Source organism: Clavibacter michiganensis, assembly GCF_002151125.1.
Lineage (GTDB): Bacteria > Actinomycetota > Actinomycetes > Actinomycetales > Microbacteriaceae > Clavibacter > Clavibacter michiganensis_C.
This window is the reverse complement of record NZ_MDJZ01000015.1, coordinates 320,011-339,261: the sequence shown is the minus strand read 5'-3', so window position 1 is coordinate 339,261 and position 19,251 is coordinate 320,011. Positions and strand designations below refer to the sequence as shown.

General features: G+C 73.2%; 20 protein-coding genes. 6 read left to right on the top strand and 14 right to left on the bottom strand.

Annotated elements, in window-relative coordinates:
- The 9 genes from BFL37_RS09385 to hrcA all read right to left on the bottom strand — a co-directional run.
- Nucleotides 1-1,472: sensor histidine kinase (locus tag BFL37_RS09385; protein WP_086514843.1), on the bottom strand; the 1,472-nt coding region annotated here is incomplete at its 3' end.
- Between the two features lie 106 nt (nucleotides 1,473-1,578).
- Complete coding sequence (era, locus tag BFL37_RS09380) at nucleotides 1,579-2,598, bottom strand: GTPase Era (RefSeq protein ID WP_241533933.1); 1,020 nt, start codon at nucleotides 2,596-2,598, stop codon at nucleotides 1,579-1,581.
- Complete coding sequence (locus BFL37_RS09375; RefSeq protein ID WP_086514842.1) at nucleotides 2,591-3,913, bottom strand: hemolysin family protein; 1,323 nt, start codon at nucleotides 3,911-3,913, stop codon at nucleotides 2,591-2,593. The genes era and BFL37_RS09375 overlap by 8 nt, the downstream gene beginning before the upstream one ends.
- 10 nt (nucleotides 3,914-3,923) lie before the next feature.
- A complete protein-coding gene (ybeY, locus tag BFL37_RS09370) occupies nucleotides 3,924-4,385 on the bottom strand; it encodes an rRNA maturation RNase YbeY (protein WP_043669058.1) in 462 nt (153 codons plus the stop codon).
- Nucleotides 4,382-5,431 carry a PhoH family protein gene (locus BFL37_RS09365; RefSeq protein WP_086514841.1) on the bottom strand — a complete coding sequence of 350 codons (1,050 nt, stop codon included), beginning with the start codon at nucleotides 5,429-5,431 and terminating at the stop codon, nucleotides 4,382-4,384. The genes ybeY and BFL37_RS09365 overlap by 4 nt, the downstream gene beginning before the upstream one ends.
- Nucleotides 5,418-5,777, bottom strand: coding sequence for a histidine triad nucleotide-binding protein (locus BFL37_RS09360; protein WP_086514840.1), 360 nt, complete (start codon nucleotides 5,775-5,777; stop codon nucleotides 5,418-5,420). The genes BFL37_RS09365 and BFL37_RS09360 overlap by 14 nt, the downstream gene beginning before the upstream one ends.
- Nucleotides 5,778-5,805: 28 nt before the next feature.
- Nucleotides 5,806-6,558 carry a 16S rRNA (uracil(1498)-N(3))-methyltransferase gene (locus BFL37_RS09355; protein ID WP_086514839.1) on the bottom strand — a complete coding sequence of 251 codons (753 nt, stop codon included), beginning with the start codon at nucleotides 6,556-6,558 and terminating at the stop codon, nucleotides 5,806-5,808.
- 2 nt (nucleotides 6,559-6,560) lie between these two features.
- Nucleotides 6,561-7,676 carry a molecular chaperone DnaJ gene (dnaJ, locus tag BFL37_RS09350; protein ID WP_086514838.1) on the bottom strand — a complete coding sequence of 372 codons (1,116 nt, stop codon included), beginning with the start codon at nucleotides 7,674-7,676 and terminating at the stop codon, nucleotides 6,561-6,563.
- Nucleotides 7,677-7,736: 60 nt separating this feature from the next.
- Entirely contained in the window at nucleotides 7,737-8,759 is a 1,023-nt protein-coding gene (gene hrcA / locus BFL37_RS09345) for a heat-inducible transcriptional repressor HrcA (protein ID WP_086514837.1), read from the bottom strand.
- Between the two features lie 186 nt (nucleotides 8,760-8,945).
- On the opposite strand from hrcA, the gene BFL37_RS09340 reads away from it, so the two are divergent.
- Complete coding sequence (locus BFL37_RS09340; RefSeq protein ID WP_086514836.1) at nucleotides 8,946-9,341, top strand: DUF4870 domain-containing protein; 396 nt, start codon at nucleotides 8,946-8,948, stop codon at nucleotides 9,339-9,341.
- A 10-nt stretch (nucleotides 9,342-9,351) separates the two neighbouring features.
- On the top strand, nucleotides 9,352-9,765 hold the full coding sequence (locus BFL37_RS09335; protein WP_086514835.1) for a VOC family protein: 414 nt from the start codon (nucleotides 9,352-9,354) through the stop codon (nucleotides 9,763-9,765).
- Between the two features lie 12 nt (nucleotides 9,766-9,777).
- Here the strand turns inward: BFL37_RS09335 and hemW are convergent, their stop codons facing one another.
- Nucleotides 9,778-11,001, bottom strand: coding sequence for a radical SAM family heme chaperone HemW (hemW, locus tag BFL37_RS09330; protein ID WP_086514834.1), 1,224 nt, complete (start codon nucleotides 10,999-11,001; stop codon nucleotides 9,778-9,780).
- Nucleotides 11,002-11,080: 79 nt separating this feature from the next.
- Here hemW and BFL37_RS09325 point away from each other — a divergent pair, with 79 nt between their 5' ends.
- Nucleotides 11,081-11,782, top strand: a complete 702-nt coding sequence (locus BFL37_RS09325; RefSeq protein WP_086514833.1) for an HAD family hydrolase — start codon at nucleotides 11,081-11,083, stop codon at nucleotides 11,780-11,782.
- A 22-nt stretch (nucleotides 11,783-11,804) separates the two neighbouring features.
- On the opposite strand, the gene BFL37_RS09320 is transcribed toward BFL37_RS09325, so the two are convergent.
- Nucleotides 11,805-12,458, bottom strand: a complete 654-nt coding sequence (locus BFL37_RS09320) for a DUF1990 family protein (protein ID WP_086514832.1) — start codon at nucleotides 12,456-12,458, stop codon at nucleotides 11,805-11,807.
- A gap of 267 nt (nucleotides 12,459-12,725) precedes the next feature.
- Between BFL37_RS09320 and BFL37_RS09315 the strand changes: the two genes are divergently transcribed.
- A complete protein-coding gene (locus tag BFL37_RS09315; RefSeq protein ID WP_086514831.1) occupies nucleotides 12,726-13,823 on the top strand; it encodes a hypothetical protein in 1,098 nt (365 codons plus the stop codon).
- 82 nt (nucleotides 13,824-13,905) lie between these two features.
- On the opposite strand, the gene lepA is transcribed toward BFL37_RS09315, so the two are convergent.
- The 3 genes from lepA to BFL37_RS09300 all read right to left on the bottom strand — a co-directional run bounded on the left by lepA (nucleotide 13,906) and on the right by BFL37_RS09300 (nucleotide 18,099).
- On the bottom strand, nucleotides 13,906-15,753 hold the full coding sequence (lepA, locus tag BFL37_RS09310; RefSeq protein WP_086514830.1) for a translation elongation factor 4: 1,848 nt from the start codon (nucleotides 15,751-15,753) through the stop codon (nucleotides 13,906-13,908).
- A 112-nt stretch (nucleotides 15,754-15,865) separates the two neighbouring features.
- Nucleotides 15,866-16,843: an epimerase gene (locus BFL37_RS09305; RefSeq protein ID WP_086514829.1), complete on the bottom strand. Its 978-nt coding sequence runs from the start codon at nucleotides 16,841-16,843 to the stop codon at nucleotides 15,866-15,868.
- Entirely contained in the window at nucleotides 16,840-18,099 is a 1,260-nt protein-coding gene (locus tag BFL37_RS09300; protein WP_086514828.1) for an amidohydrolase, read from the bottom strand. Before BFL37_RS09300 ends, BFL37_RS09305 begins: the two co-directional genes overlap by 4 nt.
- 116 nt (nucleotides 18,100-18,215) lie before the next feature.
- On the opposite strand from BFL37_RS09300, the gene BFL37_RS09295 reads away from it, so the two are divergent.
- Both BFL37_RS09295 and rpsT read left to right on the top strand, forming a co-directional pair.
- A complete protein-coding gene (locus BFL37_RS09295; protein ID WP_086514827.1) occupies nucleotides 18,216-18,734 on the top strand; it encodes an NUDIX hydrolase in 519 nt (172 codons plus the stop codon).
- A gap of 135 nt (nucleotides 18,735-18,869) precedes the next feature.
- Nucleotides 18,870-19,133 carry a 30S ribosomal protein S20 gene (rpsT, locus tag BFL37_RS09290; protein WP_086514826.1) on the top strand — a complete coding sequence of 88 codons (264 nt, stop codon included), beginning with the start codon at nucleotides 18,870-18,872 and terminating at the stop codon, nucleotides 19,131-19,133.
- The last annotated feature ends 118 nt before the right edge of the window (nucleotides 19,134-19,251 follow it).

Genomic DNA, 19,251 nt, shown 5'->3' with positions numbered 1-19,251 from the left:
CGGGCGGCGGAGGCGGCGGCGGCCCCGCGGGCCGCCGTGGTGCGGTGCGGGCTCACGGGCGCGCGCGGCGTCGCGGTGCCCGCGGCCGCCGCCTCCGGGGGGAACAGCTCGTCGAGCGTGAGGGGGCGGCTGGGCGCGTCCGCCCCCGTGCCGACGGATGCGCCGGCGACGGGCACGCGGGGCACGGGACGCGTGGCGGGCGCGAAGGGGATCCACGCGGACACGGTCCACACGCCCTCGCGGACGCCCGCCGAGAAGCGGCCGCCCGAGAGCGTCGCGCGCTCCCGCATCCCGGCCAGGCCGTGCCCGACCGGCTGCGCGGACGTGGCGGGTGCGGGCGGCAGCACGGGGAGGGCGATGATCCCCGTCGTGGTGCGGGCGGGGCGCACCGGATCCGGGAGCGTCCGGCTGCGCACGGACACCGACACGCCGTCCGGCTCCCAGGCGAGCTCGACTTCCACCGGATGCGCGACGTCGCCGTGCCGGAGCACGTTGGTGAGCGCCTCCTGGACGATCCGGTACACGGCGAGCTGCTGCCCGGTGCCGAACTCGCCGGGCTGGCCGGTCTCCGCGAACTGGATCGTGAGGCCCGTGGAGCGCATCTGCTCGATGAGGTCGCTCAGCTCCTTCAGCTCGGGCTGGGGGGTGTCGTCCTCGCTGTGCCGGAGCTGCGCGAGGAGGATCCGCACGTCGCCGAGCGCCTGGCGCGCGGTGGACGAGATGGTGCGCAGCGCCTGGTCGGCGGCCTCCGGATCCACCAGCCGCGCGTAGCGGGCGCCGTCAGCCTGCGCGATCACGACGGCGAGCGAGTGGGCGACGACGTCGTGCATGTCGCGCGCGATGCGGTTCCGCTCCTGCTCGACGACCACGTCGTGCAGCGCGCGCGCCTGGTCGCGCTCGGCGGCCTCCTGCGCGTCGCGGCTCGCGTGCGACGCGCGGGACGCGACCACGAGCCGGCCCGCCGTCCACGACGCGAGCAGCACGCTCCACGCGCAGAGGAGGAGGAACAGGAACAGGGTGGCGAACGCGGTCCACTCCCCCGTGCGGAACGCCTCGCCGCCGATGGGCACGCGGCCCGCGGTGAAGGACAGGTAGGAGGCGCCGACGACGCCGCCGACGATCGCGGACGCCAGCCCGAGGGCACGCACCACGCGGCCGCCGTACGCGGCGGTGCAGTACACGACGCCCGCGATGGCGAGGTCGCCGGGCTCGACCCCGGCGCCCTGGCTCATCTGGACGGCCGCGCCCGCCCACGCGATGGCCAGGGACAGGCCGGGCGAGAGGCGCCGGACGGACAGGGCCGCGCCCATGACGAGCACGAGGACGAGCGAGATCCCGGAGGTCGTGAAGGCGAAGACGCCGAAGGCGCTGGCGGCGGCGACGCCGATGGACCCGGGGGCGAGGAGGACGACGAAGGCCACGGCGAGGACGACGTCGAGGACGAGCTGGTACCTCGGGATCCGTCGGAGCATGCGACCACCGTACGGGCCGCGCCCGGTCGACGAGCCCCCGGCGGCCGATGATCCCCGCGGAGGCGCCCCGATCTCATCCGCGGGATGTACGGGGGCGCCCCGCGGATCAGAAGCCGAGGCGGCCGAGCAGCTTCGGGTCGCGCTGCCAGTCCTTCGCGATCTTCACGCGCAGCGACAGGAACACGCGCGTGCCGACGAGCGGCTCGATCTGCGCGCGGGCCACCTGCCCGACGTGCTTGAGCCGGGACCCCTGCGCGCCGATGACGATGCCCTTCTGGCTGTCGCGCTCGACGAAGAGGTTGGCGTAGATCTCGAGCAGCTCCTTGTCCTCGCGCTGGATCATGTCGTCGATCGTGACGGCGAGGGAGTGCGGAAGCTCGTCCTGCACGCCCTCGAGCGCGGCCTCGCGGATGAGCTCCGAGATGCGCGCCTCGAGCCCCTCCTCGGTGACGGCGTCGGACGGGTAGAGCTGCTCGGAGACGGGCAGGGCCTTCAGGAGCTCGCCCACGAGCGCGTCGAGCTGGATCGCCTCGACGGCCGAGACGGGCACGATTGCGTCCCACTCGCGCAGCTCCTGCACGGCGAGCAGCTGCTCGGCGACGGCGTGGCGCGACGCGGAGTCGGTCTTCGTGACGATCGCGACCTTGCGGGCGCGCGGGTACTCGTCGAGCTGCTCGTTGATGAAGCGGTCGCCCGGGCCGAGCCGCTCGTCCGCGGGGATGCACAGCCCGATGACGTCGACGTCGCCGAGCGTCGTCTGCACCAGCGCGTTCAGCCGCTCGCCGAGGAGCGTGCGCGGGCGGTGGATCCCGGGGGTGTCCACCAGGATGAGCTGCCCGTCCGGCCGGTGCACGATGCCGCGGATCGCCTTGCGGGTCGTCTGCGGCTTGGAGCTCGTGATGGCGACCTTCTCCCCCACCAGCGCGTTCGTCAGCGTCGACTTGCCGACGTTCGGGCGGCCGACGAACGAGACGAAGCCGGCGCGGTACGCGGGCGCGCCGCCGCGCGGCTTGCGCTTCGCGCGCGCGGGCTCGGCGTCGCGGTCGATGCCCCACGCCTCGTCGGACAGGGGGGCGGGCTCCGGCGCCGCGTCGACGGCCGTCTCGTCGTCCTGGGGATCAGTCATGGTCGTGTCCTCTGCTGGCGGCGGCGCCCGCGGGGGCCGCCTCGTGGGTCTCGGGTGCGTCGGCCGCGCGGTCGCGCTCGACGAGGATCGTGCTGACGCGCGTGCGGCGCCCCTCGACCCGGTCGGCCGTGAGGACGAGCCCGCCGACGGCCACGACGGATCCGCGCTCGGGCAGGCGCCCCAGGGTCTTGGCGAGCAGGCCGCCGGCGCTGTCCACGTCGTCGTCGTCGAGCTCCAGCCCGAACAGGTCGCCCAGCTCGTCGATCGGGAGTCGGGCGCTCACACGGTACACGCCGTCCCCCAGGTCCTCGTACTCGGGGACGTCGCGGTCGTACTCGTCGCTGATGTCGCCGACCAGCTCCTCGATGAGGTCCTCGAGCGTGACGAGCCCGGCGATGCCGCCGTACTCGTCCACGACCATGGCGAGGTGGTTGGACTCGAGCTGCATCTGGCGGAGCAGCGCGTCGGCCTTCTGCGACTCGGGCACGAAGACGGCGGGCCGCGCGAGCTGGTCGACGGTCGTGCGCTCGGCCTCCTCCGGCCGCTCGTAGACCATGCGCGCGAGGTCGCGGAGGTACAGCACGCCCTCGATCTCGTCCGAGTCGCGACCGGTGACCGGCGCCCGGGAGATGCCGCGCGAGAGGAAGACGCCGAGCGCGGATCCGACGTGCACGGTCTGCTCCACGACGACCATGTCGGTGCGCGGGATCATCACCTCGCGCACGACCGTGTCGTTGAACTCGAAGATGGAGTGGATGAGCTCGCGGTCGTCCTCCTCGAGCACCTCGAGCTCGGTGGCCTCGTCGACCATGCTGAGCAGCTGCTCCTCGCTGGTGAAGGTGGCGACGGTCTTGGGGCGGCCGGGCGTCACCCGGTTGCCGAGGGCGACGAGCGCGTCGGCGACCGGGCCGATGGAGACGCGGATCACGCGCACCATGAGCGCCGTCCAGGCCAGCAGCGGGCGGGCGTGCACCCGGCCGACCGAGCGCGGGCTCGCGCCGACCAGCACGAAGGAGACGGCCGTCATGATCGCGGCGGCCACGAGCATCGTGATCCACCACTCGTCGATCGTGTACGCGAGCGCCAGGGTCACGAGGACGGCCGCGCTCGTCTCCGCGACGATGCGCACGAAGCTCAGCGAGTTGACGTAGGCGCCGGTGTCCGTGGAGATGGCGAGCATCGAGCGGCGTGCGCGCGAGGTGAGGGCGAGCTCCTGGATGTCCGCGCGGGACAGCGAGGAGATGGCGGACTCGGACGCGGCGAACAGGCCGCCGAGGACGACGAGGAGGAACGCGGGGAGGAGGAGGGCGAGCATCGTCGGCGGGTCAGCGACCGCGCTCGCTCATGGCGAACCCGATCAGGATGTCGCGCTGGAGCCCGAACATCTCGCGCTCCTCGTCGGGCTCGGCGTGGTCGAAGCCGAGCAGGTGCAGGATCCCGTGCGCCGTGAGCAGCAGGATCTCCTCCATCGTGGAGTGCCCCGCCGTCACGGCCTGCTCGGCGGCGACCTGCGGGCACACGACGATGTCGCCGAGGAGGCCGGCGGGCGTCGGCCGGTCCTCGGTGCCGGGGCGCAGCTCGTCCATCGGGAAGCTCAGGACGTCCGTCGGGCCGGGCTCGTCCATCCACTGCACGTGCAGCTGCTCCATCGCGCCCTCGTCCACCATGACGATGGCCAGCTCCGCGTCGGGGTGCACGTGCAGGGTGTCGAGCGCGTAGGTGGCGAGCCGCTGGATGAGCGGCTCGTCGACCTCGATCGCCGACTCGTTGTTGATCTCGATGCTCATCGGGTGCTCCCAGGGGCGGTGCGGCGCTCGGCGCGGAGGTGGTCGGCGGCCTGGCGCTCCGCGTCGTAGCGCGTGTACGCGTCCACGATGCGGCCGACCAGGGTGTGCCGCACGACGTCGTCGCTCGTGAGGCGGGAGAAGTGGATGTCGTCCATCCCCTCGAGGACGCGCGTGACGAGCTGGAGGCCGCTCGATCCCGTGGGCAGGTCGACCTGCGTGATGTCGCCGGTCACGACCATCTTCGAGCCGAAGCCGAGGCGGGTCAGGAACATCTTCATCTGCTCGGGCGTCGTGTTCTGCGCCTCGTCGAGCACGACGAAGGCGTTGTTGAGCGTGCGCCCGCGCATGTAGGCGAGCGGCGCGACCTCGATGGTGTTCGACGCCATGAGCTTCGGCACCAGCTCGGGGTCCATCATCTCGTTCAGCGCGTCGAACAGCGGGCGGAGGTACGGGTCGATCTTGTCCGTGAGCGACCCCGGCAGGTAGCCGAGCCGCTCCCCCGCCTCGACGGCGGGCCGCGTGAGGATGATCCGCTCGACCTCCTTGCGCTGCAGCGCCTGGACGGCCTTGGCCATCGCGAGGTAGGTCTTGCCCGTGCCCGCGGGGCCGATGCCGAACACGATGGTGCTCTCGTCGATGGCCTGCACGTACTGCTTCTGGCCCTCGGTCTTCGGGCGGACGGTGCGGCCGCGCGACTGCACGATGGCCTCGCTCAGCACGTCGGACAGGGTCCGCGCGTCGTCCTCGCCGAGCCGGCGAGCGCTCGTCTCGATCTCCTGGGGTTCCACGTGCTGTCCGTCCTCCACCATCGCCACGACCTCGTCGATGAGCCGACGGGCCGCGGCCACGTCCGCCCGGGTGCCGACGAGCGTGATCTCGTTGCCGCGGACCCGGACGTCGACGTCCGGGTGCTCGCGCTCGATCTGCCGGAGCAGCCGGTCCTGCGGCCCCAGGAGGCGCACCATGAGCACGCCCTCCATGGTCGCCGTCTGCTCGACGCGGTCCGCCTCCGCGGACGCGCCGCCCCGCGGGTCAGAGCCCGACATGGTCCTCCTGGCCGCCGAAGCCGGCGAGCACGTGCGCGTGCACGTGGAAGACGGTCTGCCCGGCGTCGGCGCCCGTGTTGAAGACGAGGCGGAACTGGCCGTCGGCGCGCTCGGCGCCGATGCGCGATGCGACCTCGACGACCTCCGCGAGGAGCGCCGGGTCGCCCGCGGCGAGCTCGACGACGTCGCGGTACGCGGCGGTCTTCGGCACCACGAGCACGTGCACGGGCGCCTTGGGCGCGATGTCCTCGAAGGCGATGACGCGGTCGGTCTCCGCCACGATCTCGGCCGGGATCTCGCGCGCGACGATGCGCTCGAAGACGGTGGGCTCTGCGGTGCTGGTCATGCGCCCAGCCTACGCGGGACCCGCGACGTCACCAGCGCCCGAGCGCCGCGTTGACGAGCGCGAGCGCGGCCGGTCCCGCGGTCGACGTGCGGAGGATGCCCGACCCCAGCGCGACCGGGATCGCTCCGGCCGCGCGGAGCTGCTCGACCTCGGCCGGGCTGATGCCGCCCTCGGGCCCGACGACGAGCAGGACGTCGGTCGACGCGGCGCCGTCGGCCGTCGCCAGGTCGAGCCGCGAGAGCCGTGCGTCCGCCGTGGGGTCGAGCACGAGCACGCGGGCGGTCGCGGCCATGCGGACGAGGTCCCTCGTCGTCGCGAGCTCCTCCACACCGGGCACGCGCGGCCGGATGGACTGCTTCACGGCCTCGCGGACGATCGCCCGCCAGCGGTCCCGGCCCTTGGCGACCTTCTGGCCCTCCCAGCGGGAGACGGAGCGCTGCGCCTGCCACGGGATCACGGCGTCGACGCCCAGCTCGGTGGCGGCCTGCACGGCGAGCTCGTCGCGGTCGCCCTTGGCGAGCGCCTGCACGAGGACGATCCGCGGGGACGGCTCCGGGTGCGCCTCGACGGAGCCGACGTGGAGCTCCAGGCGCTGCGCCTCCGCCGACGTCACGGTGCACGACGCGACGGTGCCGCGTCCGTCGCCGACGAGGAGCGCCTCGCCCGCGCGGACGCGGCTCACCGTCACGGCGTGCCGCGCCTCCTGCCCGGTGAGCACGATGACGCGGTCGACAGCGAGGTCGCTGGCGCCGATGTCGTCGGCCAGGTAGAAGTGCGCCACGGTCAGACGTTGAGGAAGCGGTCGCGGAGCTTCTGGAAGAGGCCCTGCTGGAAGTGCGCCAGGTGCGGGGCCGGCGCCTTGTTGCGACGCGCGAACTGCTGGATGAGGTCGCGCTCCTTGTGGTCGAGCTTCTGCGGCGTGACCACCTGGATCCCGATCTTGAGGTCGCCGCGCCCGGAGCCGCGGAGCTTGGTGACGCCGCGACCGCGGACCGTGATGATCTCGGCGCTCTGGATGCCGGGGCGGAGCTCTAGGTCGACGTCGCCGTCGAGGGCCTCGATGTGCGCGTCGCTGCCGAGGATCGCGTCGACCATGCTCACCTCGACGGTCGCGAGGAGGTCGTCGCCGTTGCGGCTGAAGACCTCGTGGTGCTTGACCTTGATCTCGAGGTACAGGTCGCCGTTCGGGCCGCCCGCGGGGCCGACCTCTCCGGAGCCCGGCATCTGGAGGCGCAGGCCCGTGTCGACGCCGGCCGGGATGTCGACCGGCACGGTGCGACGCGCGCGGACGCGGCCCTGACCCTGGCAGGTGGGGCACGGGTGCGGGATGACGGTGCCGTAGCCGCGGCAGGTGCCGCAGGGGCTCGACGTCATGACGTTGCCGAGGAGCGAGCGGACCTGGCGCTGGATGCTGCCGGATCCGCGGCAGATGTCGCACGTGACGGCGCTCGTGCCCGGCTGCGCGCAGGATCCGTGGCACGTGTCGCACACGACCGCCGTGTCGACCTCGAGGTCGCGGTGCACGCCGAAGATGACCTCCTCGAGCTCGACCTCCACGCGGAGGAGGGCGTCCTGGCCGCGCTCCTGGCGGGACCGGGGGCCGCGTCCGCCGCCGCCCTGCTGGCCGCCGAAGAACGTCTCGAAGATGTCGCCGAACCCGCCGAAGCCCTGGCCGCCGCCCCCGCCGAACCCGGCCTGCGGGCCGAGGTCGTACTGCTGGCGCTGCTGGGGATCCGACAGCACGTCGTACGCGTGCGTCACGAGCTTGAACCGCTCGGCGGCGTCGGGGGCGTCGTTGACGTCCGGGTGGAGCTGGCGCGCCTGCTTGCGGTACGCCTTCTTGATCTCCTCTGGCGTCGCCTCGCGGCTCACGCCGAGTACTTCGTAGTGGTCAGCCACGTCGGGCCCTTCGGTGGTGATGGTCGTGGGGATCAGGGGCGGTGCGCCGGCGCGGGGCCGTCACCGCTCCTCGAGCAGGCGGGAGAGGTAGCGCGCGACCGCGCGCACCGACGCCATGTTGGTGGAGTAGTCCATGCGGGTCGGCCCCAGCACGCCGAGGCGCGCGAGCACGCCGCCGGACGAGCTGTAGCCGCTGGTGAGCACGCTCGTCTCGCCGAGGCCGAACGGGGCGTTCTCCCGGCCGATGCTCACCGAGACGCCGTGCTGGTCGGCCTCCATCTCGCCGAGCAGGCGCAGCAGCACCACCTGCTCCTCGATGGCCTCGAGGACGGGCGAGATGCTGCCCGGGAAGTCGCGCTCGGTGCGGGCGAGGTTCGCGGATCCCGCCAGGAGCAGCCGCTCCTGCCGGTTGGCGAGCACCTGCTCCACGAGCGTGCCGGCGAGGACGGACGCCGCGGCGCGCTGCGCCGGCTCGACCTCGTCGGACAGCGTCTCGAGCCGGGTCGCCGCCTCCGCGAGGCCCAGCCCGCCGACGGCCCGGTTGATCCGGGTGCGCATGACCGCGAGGAACGCGTCGTCCGGGTCGCCCGCCAGCTCGACGACGCGCTGCTCGACGCGGCCCGTGTCGGTGATGAGCACCGTGAGCACGCGCGTGGTCGAGAGCGCCACGAGCTCGACGTGCTTCACGTGGCTGGTGGCGAGCGACGGGTACTGCACGAGCGCGACCTGGTTGGTGAGCTGCGCGAGGAGGCGGACGGTGCGGGCGAGCACGTCGTCGAGGTCGACCGACTCGCCGAGGAACACGTGGATGGCCTGGCGCTGCGCGGGAGTGAGGGGGCGCACGTCGGCCAGCTGGTCGACGAAGAGGCGGTAGCCCTTGTCGGTCGGCACGCGGCCGGACGAGGTGTGCGGGGCGGCGATCAGCTCCTCCTCCTCGAGGAGGGCCATGTCGTTGCGGATGGTGGCGGCCGAGACGCCGAAGGCGTGGCGCTCGACGATGGACTTGGAGCCCACGGGCTCCCGCGAGGACACGTAGTCCTGCACGATCACCCGGAGGACGTCGAGTCCGCGTTCCGAGACCATGGCGGCTCCCTCCTGGCACTCGTGGGTCTGGACTGCCAATCGTACCGCGGGTCCGGGCGTGCTCGGCGTTGCCGGTCGCGCGTCGTCGGCGGTACCGTGGATGGGCCCGGTGCTGCCAGGCTCCACCCGTGATCCATCGGCGGACCGCCGTACCGTCGGCCGCCGCGCACCGAGAGGCTCCCCGCGATGTCCGCACCCGACCCCCACCCGTACGGCGCGCCGACGCCGCTCACCCCGAGCGAGGACCGCCTCTGGGCGTCGCTCACGCACTTCCTCGCGATCCTCCTCGTGCCGTCGTTCATCGTCTGGCTCGTGTTCCGCGAACGCGGCCGGTTCACCGACCAGGAGGGCAAGGAGGCGACGAACTGGACCATCAACGTGGTCGGCGCGCTCGTGATCCTCAACGTGCTGCAGGTGGTCTTCGGGGTGATCCCCCTGCTCGGCGTCATCATCGCCCTGCTCCTCGGCCTCGTGATCTTCGCGGTCGTCGTCGTCAACATCGTGTTCGCGATCATCGGCGGCACGCGCGTCCAGGCCGGCCGGCCGTACCGCTACCCGCTCAACATCCGGTGGATCAAGTAGGCGGTCGCCGATGAGCGCGCGGATCCGGCACGTCGCCGTCGACTGCCGGGACCCCCATGCGCTCTCGCTCTTCTGGGCGGCCGTCACCGGGTTCGAGGAGGACCCGGACGAGCCGAACCGCCCCGGCGAGGACGCCGCGTGGCTCGGCGATCCCGTCTCGGGGCTCGGCATCATCCTGCAGCGCTCCGACGCGCCCACGGCCGGCAAGAACCGCGTCCACCTCGACCTCGCGCCCGACGACCGGACGCGCGACGAGGAGGTCGAGCGAGTGCTCGCGCTCGGCGCCGCCCTCGTCGCCGACCGGCGGAACGCGGACGGGAGCGGCTGGGTCGTGCTCGCGGATCCCGAGGGCAACGAGTTCTGCGTCGAGCGCAGCGACCTCGAGCGCGAGGCGGGCGACGACGTGGGCGCCGTCGTCCTCTGACGACCGGGCGGCCTAGTCCTCGAGCAGCCGCCGCACGACGGCGTCGGCCAGCAGGCGTCCCTGCAGCGTGAGCACGAGCGTGCCGGACAGGGCGGCGCGGGGATCCACCAGGCCGTCCGCGATGAGGCCCGCGACCTGCCGGCGGCCCTCCGCGGCGAGCGTCGGGATCGCGAGGCCGTCGCGGATGCGCGCGCCGAGGAGCACGCGCTCCACCTCGCGCGTCGCGTCGTCGAGCGACTCGCGGCCGGCTCCCGGGGAGGCCCCCGCGAGCACGCGGTCGGCGTACGCGGCCGGGTGCTTGACGTTCCACCAGCGGACCCCGCCGACGTGGCTGTGCGCGCCGGGGCCGACGCCCCACCAGTCGTGGCCCTGCCAGTAGGCGAGGTTGTGGCGGCTGCGACGCCCGTCGCGGGCCCAGTTGCTCACCTCGTACCACTCGTAGCCGGCCTCGCCGAGCATGCGGTCGGCGAGCTCGTACATGTCGGCCTGCATGTCCTCGTCGGGCTCCGGCACCTCGCCGCGGCGGATCTGCCGCGCGAGCTTCGTGCCCGGCTCGACGATGAGCGCGTACGCGGAGAGGTGGTCGGGCTGCTCCCCGATCGCCTGCTCGAGCGAGGCGCGCCAGTCGTCGATGGTCTCCCCCGGCGTGCCGTAGATGAGGTCGAGGCTCACCTCGAGGCCGGCCGCGCGGGCGCCGCGGACCACGGGGGCGATGCGGGCGGGGTCGTGCGTGCGCTCGAGCGTCGCGAGCACGCGGGGCACGGCGGACTGCATGCCGAAGGACACCCGCGTGAAGCCGCCGGCCGCGAGGGCGGCGAGGTAGGCGTCGTCGACGCTGTCGGGGTTGGCCTCGGTCGTGACCTCGGCGCCGTCGGCGAGCCCGAAGGCGTCGCGCACGGCGTCGAGCATCCGGACGAGGTCCTCCACGGGCAGGAGCGTCGGTGTGCCGCCGCCGAGGAAGACGGTGGACGCGGGGCGCGCGGGCACGCCGGAGTCGCGGAGCGCGGATCCGGCGAAGCGCACCTCCTGCACGGCCTGCGACGCGTAGTCGGACTGCTTCACGCCGCGGAGCTCGGGCGCCGTGTACGTGTTGAAGTCGCAGTAGCCGCAGCGGACGCGGCAGAACGGGACGTGCAGGTAGACGCCGAACGCCCGGGACCCGGCGCCGTCGGCCGCGGAGGCGGGGAGCAGGCCGTCGGCGGGGGCGGGATCGGCGAGGGGCAGGGCGGACGGCATCCGTCCATCATCCCCCGCGCGGGCAGCGTCCCCGTGCGCCGCCGTCGGGGCCGGCCCCGTGCTCCGGCAGGATGGGGGCATGACCGACGCCTCCTCGCCCCGGCCCCTGCACGTCCTCTGGGACGTCGACGGCACGCTCCTGCTCAACGGACCCCGCGCCGGAGGCATGTACCACCGGGCGATCGAGCTCGCGGCGGGCGAGGCGCTGGAGGACCGCAGCGTCCACGCGCACGGGAAGACGGACGGGCAGATCATCTGGGAGATGCTCGACCTGTACGGCCTGCCTGCGTCCCTGCACGGGGCCGTCCGGGAGGAGCTCGAGGGCATGTCGCGCGTCGAGCACTACGGCGCCGGGCGTCGCGAGGTGCCGGTCGGCGTCCCCCGCCTCGTCGCCGACGTCGCCGGACGCGGCTGGGTCAACGCGCTGCTCACCGGCAACTCGCCGCTCCGCGCCCGCTACAAGCTCGACGGCGCCGGTCTCGACGTCGCCCTCTTCGACTGGGACGCGTCGTTCTTCGGGCACGAGGCACGGGTCCGCAGCGACCTCACGCGCCGCGCCGCGGAGGCGCTCGAGGGCGCGACCGTCGTGATCATCGGCGACACCCCCGCGGACGGCGTCGCGGCCGAGGCCGCGGGCTTCCCGTTCGTCGCGGTGGCGACGGGCGCCTACGACGTCGAGCAGCTGCGGGCGCCAGACGCTCACGCGGCCGTCGTCGTGACGGACCTCGCCGCCGGCCACGACGAGGTCATGGCCTACCTGGACGGGCTCGCCGCGCGCTGACCGCTCGCGCGACGCGCGCGGATCAGGCGGACGCGACCGCCGGGTGCAGCGCCTTGAGGTACCGGCGCATGAAGACGCCCTGGACGATGCGCAGCACCGGGCTCGCCAGCCGCATGGGCCACGACGCCGGTCGCGAGAAGACGCGCAGGGTCAGCCACACGCTGCCGTCGGGCTCCCGGGAGACGAGGAACGCCTCCTCGCCGCTCAGCGGGTGGCCGTGCACCGTGCCGTACGCGAAGCCGACGCGGTCGGTCTCCTGCACGGTGTAGACGACGCGGACGGGCGCCTCGGGGTGGAACGGCCCGAACGGCATGCGCAGCACGGCCGAGGTGCCCGACGTGATCCACGCGGTGCCGTCGTCGCCGTACAGCGCCTCGCGCGCGCGGTCGACGGGCACCTGGGGCACGCCGTCGGCATCGAACTCGAGACCCGCGTAGCCGGGGTCGTCCGGGACCTCCTGCTCGATGCGCGTGACCTCGATGCCGCTGCCGCGCTGCACACCCCACGTCATGAGGAGGGCGACGGCCTGCTCGAAGCGCTCGTCGCCGCTGCCGAGCCGGGCGCTCGCCTCCGCGGGACGGTAGCCCTCGGGCGGGTAGGTCATGAGGTCGACGGCCTGGGTGCCGCCGACGGAGCCGTACGTGACGGCGGTCGCGGTGTAGGTGCTGCGGCGCATGGGGTCAAGACTAGGGCGTGGGCCTGCGCGGACGCCGCCGGTGCCTAGCACGCGGGGCATGCTCCTGTCATCCACCGCTCGGAGGCCCACGCGTCATCCGCGCGCGCCGCCGCGGGGATGATGTTCGTGTGCGTGATGAATCCGTGATCAGAAAAGGATTCGGCAGCACCGCCGCGACGATACGTTGGGACCAATCCGAGGCGCGGATCCGACCATCCGGTCGCTCGCTCCCCATCGGTGCTCCCACCCTCCGACTCCGAGGAAACCATGCGCATCCGCGTCCGTCCCGTCCGTCCCCTGCTCGCCGCCGCCGCCGTGGCGGCCCTCTCGGCCGCCCTGGTCGCCGGAGCGCTCCCCGCGCAGGCATCGACCTCGCCCGTCGCCACGCCCAGCCCCGTCGCCGTCGCCGTCGACCTGGCGGTCCCGGATGCCACGCCGGTCCCGGATGCCACCGCCCCCACGCCGGTGCCGGCGGCCGAGGCGCCGGTCGTCGAGGCGCCCGCCGAGCCGACGTCCGCCGAGCCGACGTCCGCCGAGCCGACGTCCGCCGAGCCGACGCCCGCCGAGGCGACGCCCGCCCCGACGGAGGAGCCTGCGGGCGTCCCCGCGCCCGTCGTCCTCACGCCCGCCGAGGGCGACGAGCAGGTCGTCGGGGGCGCGACGACGTTCTCGGGGACGGGAGTGGCCGGCGCGCGGATCTCCCTCTACGTCTTCGCCGAGGGCTACCGCGGTCACCCCGGCGACATCGCCGACAGCCTCTACTACACGGCCGACGTCGGAGCGGACGGCACCTGGAGCACCACCCAGGAGCTGCCGGTCGGGTTCTGGACCGTCAAGGCGGATCAGTCGGTGGGTGACGACGGCACCGCGATGATCGGCAACGTCGCGTTCACCGTCCGCCCCGCGGCGCCGACCATCACCGCTCCGACGCCGGCGGGGCACGTGGACGGCCGTCTGCACGTAGCCGGCACCGGGACCGCGGGCTCCCGGATCGTGCTCACGATCGACGGCACGGACGACGAGCCCCTCGCGCTGACCGCCCCCGTCCGCGCGGACGGGACGTGGTCCGTCGACCAGGTCCTCCCGTCGGGTTCGTACTCCGTGACCGCGGTCGAGTCGCAGTACCTCCCCTACGAGCGCGAGGTGCGCAGCATCGAGTCGGGTTCCTCTCCCGCCGTGTCGTTCACGCTCAGCGGCGCCCGCGTCGCGACGGTCGGCCACCGCACGACGCTCCCGGTGACGGGCGCCGACCCCGTCCCGCTGATCGCGCTCACGGGATCCCTGCTCGCCGCGGGCCTCGCGCTCGTCGCCGTCCCGGCGATCCGCCGTCGCCGCGACGCCGGCCGCTCGACGCCCCGCGGATGACGCCTCCGCGACGCTGACCGCACGCACGACGCGCCCCCTGCCTCTCGAGGCAGGGGGCGCGTCGCATGTGCGGGGCTCGCGGCTACTTCGCCTTCTTCTCCGTGTCGCCCGAGAGCGCGGCGATGAACGCCTCCTGGGGGACCTCGACGCGGCCGACCATCTTCATGCGCTTCTTGCCCTCCTTCTGCTTCTCGAGCAGCTTGCGCTTGCGGGTGATGTCGCCGCCGTAGCACTTGGCGAGCACGTCCTTCCGCATGGCGCGGATGGACTCGCGGGCGATGATCCGGGCGCCGATGGCGGCCTGGATCGGCACCTCGAACTGCTGGCGCGGGATGAGCTCGCGGAGGCGGCCCGTCATGAGCACGCCGTACGCGTACGCCTTGTCGCGATGCACGATGGCGCTGAACGCGTCGACCTGCTCGCCCTGCAGCAGGATGTCGACCTTCACGAGGTCGGAGTCCTGCGAGCCCGCGGGCTCGTAGTCGAGCGACGCGTACCCGGCGGTCTTGCTCTTGAGGTTGTCGAAGAAGTCGAACACGATCTCGCCGAGCGGCATCGTGTAGCGGATCTCCACCCGGTCCTCGCCGAGGTACTCCATGCCGAGGAGGACACCGCGCCGGGACTGGCACAGCTCCATGATCGTGCCGACGTAGTCCTTGGGCGCGAGGATCGCGGCCTTCACCACGGGCTCGGAGACGCTGACGATCTTGCCGCCCGGGAACTCGCTCGGGTTGGTGACCGTGACCGTCCTCTTGTCCTCGCTCGTGACCTCGTAGATCACGCTGGGCGCGGTCGTGATGAGGTCCAGGCCGAACTCGCGCGACAGGCGCTCCGTGATGATCTCGAGGTGCAGGAGGCCGAGGAAGCCGCAGCGGAAGCCGAAGCCCAGCGCGACCGAGGTCTCGGGCTCGTAGACGAGAGCCGCGTCCGAGAGCTTGAGCTTGTCGAGGGCGTCGCGGAGGTCGGGGTAGTCGGATCCGTCGATCGGGTAGAGCCCGGAGAAGACCATGGGCAGCGGCTCGGTGTAGCCGGGCAGCGCCTCGGTCGCGGGGCGGGCGGCGGTCGTGACGGTGTCGCCGACCTTCGACTGGCGCACGTCCTTCACGCCCGTGATGAGGTAGCCGACCTCGCCGACCCCGAGGCCGTCGGACGGCGTGGGCTCGGGCGAGCTGACGCCGATCTCGAGGATCTCGTGGGTGGCCCGTGTCGACATCATCGAGATCTTCTCGCGCGGGCTGAGCTTGCCGTCGATCATGCGGACGTAGGTGACCACGCCGCGGTAGGCGTCGTAGACCGAGTCGAAGATCATGGCGCGCGCGGCGGCGTCGGGGTCGCCGACGGGCGCGGGGATGGTGCGCGAGACGCGATCCAGCAGGTCCTCGACGCCGGCGCCGGTCTTGCCGGAGACGCGCAGCACGTCCTCCGGGCTGCCGCCGATGAGGGAGGCGAGCTCGGCCGCGTACTTGTCGGGGTCGGCCGCGGGGAGGTCGATCTTGTTGAGCACCGGGATGATCGTGAGGTCGTTCTCGAGCGCGAGGTAGAGGTTCGCGAGGGTCTGCGCCTCGATGCCCTGCGCGGCGTCGACCAGGAGGATGGCGCCCTCGCACGCGGCGAGCGAGCGGGATACCTCGTAGGAGAAGTCGACGTGGCCCGGGGTGTCGATCATGTTGAGCGCGTACGTGCGCCCGTCGAGCTCCCACGGCATGCGCACGGCCTGGCTCTTGATCGTGATGCCGCGCTCGCGCTCGATGTCCATGCGGTCGAGGTACTGGGCGCGCATGGAGCGCGAGTCGACGACGCCCGTCATCTGCAGCATCCGGTCGGCCAGCGTGGACTTGCCGTGGTCGATGTGGGCGATGATGCAGAAGTTGCGGATGGACGCGGGGTCGGTCGCGGCGGGCCGGAGGGCCTTCGTAGCTAGGGGGCTCACGCGTTCCTTACGGGTCTCGTCGGTGGAGCGGAACCACGATCATCCCACGGGAGGCCCGCCGGGCCGTCCCCGCGGGGCGCGGCCGACACCGCGGCCGCGCACCGAGCCGGGGTCAGCGCCGCACGATGTCGGCGACGGCCGCGTCGAGCTCCGGCCAGCGGAAGCGGAAGCCCGCCGCCTCGAGCGTCTCCGGCACGACCCAGCGGCTCTTGAGCACGAGCTCGGGCTCGGTGCGGAAGAGCCACATGCCGACCTCGAGCATCCACCGGTTCGCGGCGAGCCCGACGGGCATGCCGACGGCGCGGCGGAGGACCCTCATCAGCCGGCGGTTGGTGACGGGCGCGGGGCTCGACGCGTTGACCGGGCCCTCGGGCGACGGGGTGTCGCGCACGAAGCGGATGATGCCGACCAGGTCGTCGATGTGCAGCCAGCTGAAGACCTGGCGGCCGTGGGTGGGCTGGAACACGTGGTGCGCGCCGGCGCGGATCCGGGAGGGGCGTCCGGGGAACCGGCCGTCGAGCTGCGGTCCGCCGAGGCCGAAGCGCGCGAGCCCGAGGAGCGGTTGCAGCGCGCCGTCGCGGCCGAGGACGATCGCGATCCGGAGCGCCACGCGCCGGGTCGCGGGCAGCTCGGGCGCGAGGAAGGCGCGCTCCCAGGCGCGGCCGACCGACGGCGAGAAGTCGTCGCCGAGCTCGCCCGTCGACTCGGTCTGCGGTCGGTCGGTCGCGTGCCGGTAGACGGTGGCGGTGGAGGCGTTGATCCAGACCGGCACGGGCCGTGCGCTGTCCGCGACGGCGCGTGCGAGCTCGGCCGTCGTCTCCGTGCGCGAGCGGCGGATCTCCCGGCGGTTCGCGACGCCGTAGCGGCAGTTCACGCTCTTCCCCGCGAGGTTCACCAGGAGATCGGCGCCGTCGACGATGCGGCGGATCCCGTCCTCGTCGCCCCAGCGCGCGTCGGCGCCGGAGCGGCCGATCGTGAGCACGCGGTAGCCCTCGTCCGCGAGCTCGCGCACGAGCACCTGTCCGATGAAGCCGGACGCGCCCGCCACGACGGCGGTGCGTGGAGCGGCCGCGCCCGGTGCCGCGCTCATGAACCGAAGCGCGTGCCGCGCTCGACCGTCGTGCCCCGGCCGTCGGCCCACGTGTAGACCGTGTCGCCGCCGATGATGACGTGCTCGGCGCGCGACTGCACGTCGAGCGGGTCACCCGACCAGATCACGACGTCGGCGTCGAGGCCCGGCGTGAGCGCGCCCACGCGGTGGTCGAGGCGGAGGATCGCGGCCGGGTTCGCGGTGATGGCGCGGATCGCGATGTCGGCGGGTAGGCCGTCCTTCACGGCGAAGGACGCCTGGTGCACCAGGAAGTCGATGGGCACGACGGGCGCGTCGGTCGTGATCGCGACGAGGACGCCCGCGCGGTGCAGCGCCGCGAGGTTGGCGACGGCGCGGTCGCGGAGCTCGACCTTGGAGCGCGACGTGATCATCGGGCCGAAGATCACGGGGATGCCGCGCTCGGCGAGCACGTCCGCGATCTTGTCGCCCTCGGTGCCGTGGTTGACCACGAGGCGGTAGCCGAACTCGTCGGCCAGGCGGATCGCGGTCGCGATGTCGTCGTGGCGGTGCGTGTGCTGGTCCCACGCGAGCTCCCCGTCGAGGACGCGGACGAGGGTCTCCTTGCCGAGGTCGCGGGAGAACGGCTTGCCCTCCTTCTCGGCGTGGTCGCGGGCGGCGCGGTAGTCCTCGGCGTCGCGGAAGGCGCGGCGGATCACCATGGCGACGCCGAGGCGCGTCGACGGCGTCCTGCCCTTCTCGCCGTAGACGCGCTTCGGGTTCTCGCCGAGGGCGCTCTTGACGCTGACGGAGTCGCTGACGAGCTGCTCGTCGATGGTGCGGCCGCCCCACGACTTGATGGCGACCGACTGGCCGCCGATGGGGTTGCCCGAGCCGGGCTTCACGACGATGGTCGTGACGCCGCCCTTGAGCGCGTCGCGGAAGCCCTCGTCGTCGATGTCGATGGCGTCGATCGCGCGCACCGAGCTCATGTCGGGGTCGGTCATCTCGTTCGTGTCGTTGCCCGCGGGGCCGTTGGCCTCCTCGTGGATCCCGACGTGGCCGTGCGCCTCGACGAATCCGGGCAGGACCCAGCGGCCGGCGGCGTCGATGACGGTCGCGCCCTCGGGGACCTCGACGTCGCCGCCCCGGCCGACCGCGGCGACGAGGCCGTCGCGGAGGAGGACGGTGCCGCCCGGGACGGGCGCGCCGTCGACGGGGACGACGTGACCGCCGACGATGGCGGTGACGGTGGATGCGGACGCGCGGACGGGAGCGGTGCTGTCGGAGATGGGCATGATCCGAGCCTAGGACGCGGACCCGGCATGGCCCGGCTGCTGCGCGTGGACAGGATGCCGTGCCGGGCGGCGCTCCCGCGGCGGGAGCCCGGGCCCGCTGTCGGTACGCTCGCGGCATGGGCATCCCCGACTTCGTCGCCTCCCTCCGCGAGCGCATCGGCACCGCTCCCCTCTGGCTCTCGGGCGTCACCGCGGTGATCCTCGACGGCACCCGGGTCCTCCTCGTGCGCCGCGGCGACACCGGCGCCTGGGCGCCCGTCTCGGGGATCCTCGAGCCCGGCGAGGAGCCCGCCGTCGGCGCCTGGCGCGAGGCGGAGGAGGAGACCGGCGTGATCGTCGAGGTCGAGCGGCTGGTCGCGGTCGGCACCACGGGCGAGATCACCTACCCCAACGGCGATCGCGCCAGCTACCTCGACCTCACCTTCCGCTGCCGCTACGTCTCGGGCGAGGCGCGGGTCAACGACGACGAGTCGCTCGAGGTCGCCTGGTGGCCGGTCGACGCGCTGCCGGAGATGCCGGGCGACTTCCTGCGCCGGATCCGCGACGCGCTCGACGACGAGCCCGAGACCCGCTTCGTGCGCCCGGGCGACGACGTCGCGCACGAGGACCGCGACGCGCGCGGCTCCGCGGCCTGATATCCCGGCCCGGACCTGGTATCGTCGCCTGTTGGCTTGCGTGTGATCCTCCCCGATCACGCGGTATCGCCGCAGGCGCCCTCTCTCGCTGAGCGGCAACTCATACGACGACAACTCGAACGGAAGACATAACACGTGGCAAACATCAAGTCGCAGATCAAGCGCATCGGCACCAACAAGAAGGCCCAGGAGCGCAACAAGGCCGTCAAGAGCGAGCTGAAGACGGCCATCCGCTCCGTCAAGTCGGCCATCTCCGCGGGCGACAAGGACGCGGCCGTCAAGGCCGTCAGCCTCGCCGGCAAGAAGCTCGACAAGGCCGCCAGCAAGGGCGTCATCCACAAGAACCAGGCCGCGAACCGCAAGGGCGCGATCGCCAAGCAGGTCGCCAAGATCGGCTGATCTCCCCTGGTACGACCACGGGCCCCGCGCATCGCGCGGGGCCCGTCGTCATGTCCGGGTGCGGGTGTCGCGTACCGGTGCCGAGACCGCGTCCTGGTCCTCGCGTCCGGCCGCGACC

Excerpts from the sequence above, each read along its gene's own strand:
- era (WP_241533933.1), bottom strand. The coding sequence starts at position 2,598 with ATGACTGATCCCCAGGACGACGAGACGGCCGTCGACGCGGCGCCGGAG.
- BFL37_RS09375 (WP_086514842.1), bottom strand. The coding sequence starts at position 3,913 with ATGCTCGCCCTCCTCCTCCCCGCGTTCCTCCTCGTCGTCCTCGGCGGC.
- ybeY (WP_043669058.1), bottom strand. The coding sequence starts at position 4,385 with ATGAGCATCGAGATCAACAACGAGTCGGCGATCGAGGTCGACGAGCCG.
- BFL37_RS09365 (WP_086514841.1), bottom strand. The coding sequence starts at position 5,431 with ATGTCGGGCTCTGACCCGCGGGGCGGCGCGTCCGCGGAGGCGGACCGC.
- BFL37_RS09360 (WP_086514840.1), bottom strand. The coding sequence starts at position 5,777 with ATGACCAGCACCGCAGAGCCCACCGTCTTCGAGCGCATCGTCGCGCGC.
- hrcA (WP_086514837.1), bottom strand. The coding sequence starts at position 8,759 with ATGGTCTCGGAACGCGGACTCGACGTCCTCCGGGTGATCGTGCAGGAC.
- BFL37_RS09340 (WP_086514836.1), top strand. The coding sequence starts at position 8,946 with ATGTCCGCACCCGACCCCCACCCGTACGGCGCGCCGACGCCGCTCACC.
- BFL37_RS09335 (WP_086514835.1), top strand. The coding sequence starts at position 9,352 with ATGAGCGCGCGGATCCGGCACGTCGCCGTCGACTGCCGGGACCCCCAT.
- hemW (WP_086514834.1), bottom strand. The coding sequence starts at position 11,001 with ATGCCGTCCGCCCTGCCCCTCGCCGATCCCGCCCCCGCCGACGGCCTG.
- BFL37_RS09325 (WP_086514833.1), top strand. The coding sequence starts at position 11,081 with ATGACCGACGCCTCCTCGCCCCGGCCCCTGCACGTCCTCTGGGACGTC.
- BFL37_RS09320 (WP_086514832.1), bottom strand. The coding sequence starts at position 12,458 with ATGCGCCGCAGCACCTACACCGCGACCGCCGTCACGTACGGCTCCGTC.
- BFL37_RS09315 (WP_086514831.1), top strand. The coding sequence starts at position 12,726 with ATGCGCATCCGCGTCCGTCCCGTCCGTCCCCTGCTCGCCGCCGCCGCC.
- BFL37_RS09305 (WP_086514829.1), bottom strand. The coding sequence starts at position 16,843 with ATGAGCGCGGCACCGGGCGCGGCCGCTCCACGCACCGCCGTCGTGGCG.
- BFL37_RS09300 (WP_086514828.1), bottom strand. The coding sequence starts at position 18,099 with ATGCCCATCTCCGACAGCACCGCTCCCGTCCGCGCGTCCGCATCCACC.
- BFL37_RS09295 (WP_086514827.1), top strand. The coding sequence starts at position 18,216 with ATGGGCATCCCCGACTTCGTCGCCTCCCTCCGCGAGCGCATCGGCACC.